Source organism: Stenomitos frigidus ULC18, assembly GCF_003003795.1.
Classification (GTDB): Bacteria; Cyanobacteriota; Cyanobacteriia; order Leptolyngbyales; family Leptolyngbyaceae; genus Stenomitos; species Stenomitos frigidus_A.
The window spans coordinates 1-3952 of the sequence record NZ_PVWK01000107.1 but is presented as its reverse complement, the minus strand read 5'-3'; the positions used below and the strand labels follow the sequence as shown (position 1 = coordinate 3952).

The 3952-nt window shown below is 50.9% G+C and carries 2 protein-coding genes; both read left to right on the top strand.

The annotated features are described in order from the left end of the window. The first annotated feature begins 911 nt into the window (after nucleotides 1-911). Nucleotides 912-2543: an HD domain-containing phosphohydrolase gene (locus tag C7B82_RS19840; protein ID WP_106258012.1), complete on the top strand. Its 1632-nt coding sequence runs from the start codon at nucleotides 912-914 to the stop codon at nucleotides 2541-2543. Then, nucleotides 2540-3748, top strand: a complete 1209-nt coding sequence (locus tag C7B82_RS19835) for an FUSC family protein (protein ID WP_245940000.1) — start codon at nucleotides 2540-2542, stop codon at nucleotides 3746-3748. The genes C7B82_RS19840 and C7B82_RS19835 overlap by 4 nt, the downstream gene beginning before the upstream one ends. Nucleotides 3749-3952 lie beyond the last annotated feature (204 nt).

Genomic DNA, 3952 nt, shown 5'->3' with positions numbered 1-3952 from the left:
TGGATGGCCCCTCAAGACCAACCGCATGAACACTTTAGCTTCCCCGAAGAGGTACTCCCACGTGGTAACGCTCTCTAAGGGTTAACGTTTGACTGCTTAACATTCAACTTGTTTTAGTCGGGTAGTTGCCCTCGCGATCGTGCGGGGGCTTTTTGTTGAAATTACAGCGATTGAGGCTACAGAATGGCGGACTCATCATCCCCGCTTCTAAGAAGTGTGTGTTATCTTGATGACAGGTGGTAAACCACTTGGAGCGTGCTCCAACCTTTTGAAACTAACCGTTCAGGATTAAGGAGGTGATGCCCATGCCAGATAGTAGTAAATGCCTGGGTCATCAAGCTGAAGTTAGCCGGCTGCGTGCCGGGGCTGTGCTCTAACAGTCAACCTTGATTCCGAGTGGAATTAGATCTCTCAGTGAGATTTAACACACAAGGATCAATTGGCTGACTCGGAGTTCCTTCCGGCAGTCTGGTTTCAGTTTGAAGACCCGCTACACCGCTCCCACTCTAAGCTGTTCTACTGACTTGAACGCTAGGTGGGAGCGGATAGTTTTTTAAAGGGTCTATTTTTATTCTTTGCTCAAGCCCGAATGTATTGGTCAGTAAACTTCGTATCTTTCATGATTTGATTCATAGAGATTCGATTAAGTCTTACAGTTGGCTGCCACAAATAGTTTGACTCAATCTATCCTGGTGTTTATAGCGCTTTAGTAAGCGCATCGATCGGGCTGTTCGGTAATGCCAACGTTGCCTGCCGGGATGATGTTTGTTAGGTATAGGGAAGTTAATGCCTCACAGCTTCCAAACGCACCGACACGACTGTCTTAGTTTGGAGAATGGGCGCATAAAGCGAGCGATGACGCTGCTTTGAACTGCTCAGGATGACTACCGTTTGCCCCTCTGAGGTTGGATATGACCGATAGCCGGAATCAGTCTGAGGGATCGACTGAGCATTCTGGATTAATTGAACAACTTCTGGCGATCGGCACAGCGCTTTCCAGCACACATGACCTGGGAGCGTTGCTCACTCTAATTTTGGCAAAAAGCCGCGAAATTACCTGTAGCGATGCCGGGAGTGTTTACCTGGTCGATCGCAGTGGTCAGGAGCCACTGTTGTGGTTCAAAGTGGCACAGAATTTTTCCCAACCAGCCGCGTCATTTAAAGAATTTGCCATGCCCATGACGCCTAAAAGTCTGGCAGGCTATGTGGCGCTCACGGGTGAGAGCTTAAATATCCCCGATGCGTACAATTTATCGGCAGGAGTGCCTTACCAACTCGATCGCAGCTTCGATCGCAGTATCTCCTACCGGACACGCTCCGTCCTCGTACTGCCTATGCAGAACCAGGAGGGCGAGATGATTGGTGTGCTGCAGCTCATCAACCGCAAGCGCAAACCAGATGCAGTCATCACGGCTGACAACGCTCTCGATGTGACTCAGCCTTATTTAGATTGGGAAAAGCGAGTCCTCCAATCACTCGCCAGCCAGGCCGCCATCTGCATTGAGCGAAATCAACTGCAAGAAAGCATTGAGCATCTGTTTGAAGGCTTTGTCAAAGCATCCGTGCAAATTATTGAAGCCCGCGATCCCTGTACGTCTGGTCACTCAGAGCGCGTGGCCGATTTGACCGTCCGCTTGAGCCAGGAAGCGAATGCCGTCACAGTCGGTAAACTCCAGCCCATTCACTTTAACGATCGACAGATTCAAGAAATTCGTTATGCGGCGCTACTACACGATTTTGGTAAAGTGGGCGTGCCAGAAGCGATTTTGGGGAAGCAGAAAAAGCTGTTCCCCATGCAGCTTGAGGTCGTGCGAAATCGGTTTGCGCTGGCGCAGCGGACGCTAGAAATGGAGTGCGCCCAGTCAAAGTTCAGGCATCTCATTGAGCACTCCAGCCATCTGGCAACCCATGATGCAAGTGAGGGCTGCTCTCATTGCCAGGGGCTTAAAACACTGGATGAGCAATTGGAGCAGGCGATCGCACAGCTTGATCGCTACTGGACGCTGCTGGTAGAAACCAACGAACCGCGCATTTTAGCCGAAGAACCACTGATACAGTTGCGAGAGCTGGCTCAGTATACCTATCGAGACATTGATGGTCAGCTTAAACCACTCCTTTCACCAGAGGAAATGATGCAGCTCATGGTGGCACGTGGCACATTAACGCTAGCAGAGCGAGACGCCATTCAGTCTCATGTCACTCATACATATGAGTTTCTCAAACGTATACCCTGGACCAAGCAGCTTCAGAATGTGCCCGCGATCGCCTATAGACATCATGAGAAGCTAGATGGGAGTGGCTATCCGCTGGGCTTAAAGCAGCCAGATATCCCCATTCAGTCACAAATGATGGCGATCGCCGATATTTACGATGCGTTGACGGCAGGCGATCGTCCCTATAAGCGCAGCCTTTCGATTCCAACAGCGCTGAAGATCTTGCGGCAAGAAGCGGCACAATTTAAACTCAATCACGATTTAGTCGAACTGTTTGAGCAACGTCAGATTTTTGCAGTGTTAGGCCATGCAGTCGCTGAGGCAACGTGAGGGGTAAGGGGTTAGGAGACAGCCATCAGGAGTCGGAAGACACGCCTGCTCATGCTACACGTGCAGCGGGAGTGCGCGAGGCTGCAAGAGAACAGGAGCCAGCATTGCCATCTTCTGACAGGCGTCAGCGATCTCTTTTCTCGGTCTGGAAACATTGGGCAGCATCACCGCAAGGGATGGCGTTGCTGCTGTTGAGCCGAACGGCGTTCAAAACAGCGATCGCGGCTATGCTTGCCTTCGTCATTGCCCAGATCCTGCACTGGGAATATCCCTTCTATGCCGTGATTGCAGCCATTATTGTGATGGGATCAACGGCGGGTAGTACGCTCACGCTGAGTGTGCAGCGGCTGATTGGCACGGCGATCGGCGCGATCGGTGGGGCGTTGATTGCCACACTCTTTGGCAGCAATCCACTGTCTCTGGCAGGCAGTGTGTTTCTCACTGTTTTTCTGTCTTCTGTTTGGAAGTTTAACGAAGCTGCAAAGCTGTCGGGCTATATCTCGGCGATCGTCATTTTGAACTACCACCATTCACCGTGGCTCTATGCCTGGGGTAGAGCCTTAGAAACGCTGTTGGGCATTGGCGCGGCTCTATTGGTCAATAAGTTTATCTTTCCTTCTCGCGTTGATGACGAACTGCGGCGTTGCCTGGCGGAGGCGTTAGTGAACCTGGAGCAGTTCTATCAGTTGGTGATGACGGGTGCGCTGACGGGTGCATACGATCGCCCCACCGTTAATGCCTTGAAGCTCACGATCATCAGTTCCCTACAAAAAAGTCGAGAGCTTTGGAAAGAGGTGCATCAGGGGCAGGCAGGCGTACCACGCGAAAGGCAAGTAAACGAAACCTGGGAGTTTCTCATCTACCGCCTTTGGGAACATATTTTGACGATGGAACATACGATCTTGGCGCGACAGAACGATGTCTTCTGGCAACGGCTATCACCCTATCTCACTCAAATCTCTCAGGAAACGACGATCGCTCTGCTGGCACTGGCAACTGCAGTCAAAACGCACAAAACCCACCTTCCGTTACCCAACCTGGAAACGAGTCTCTCTGAAGCCACTGAACAAGTGCAGCATCTACAGAACGCTAAGCAGATGGAGTACCCGATCGATGAACTCCTCCGCTTTTTCACCTTCTTCTACACGATGGAAGAAGTCGGTAGAAAGCTTCAACGCATGGCAGGCACATTGAAGTCGGGATAGGTGATTTAATCAAAGCCGTCTTTGAAAGCTTTGTCAGTCAACCAGGGCGTTTAGTCTGAGAGTTGCCTGACGTCGTTTATGAAGGTGGCGATCGCAGCGCATTGGTAGAGCTATAGCCATACTGGTTATACCGTTTTAATATGAAGCTGCGCCAAATAGGGCTTCGAGAATGAAATTGTAGGCGGTCAACGACGCAATCGTTTC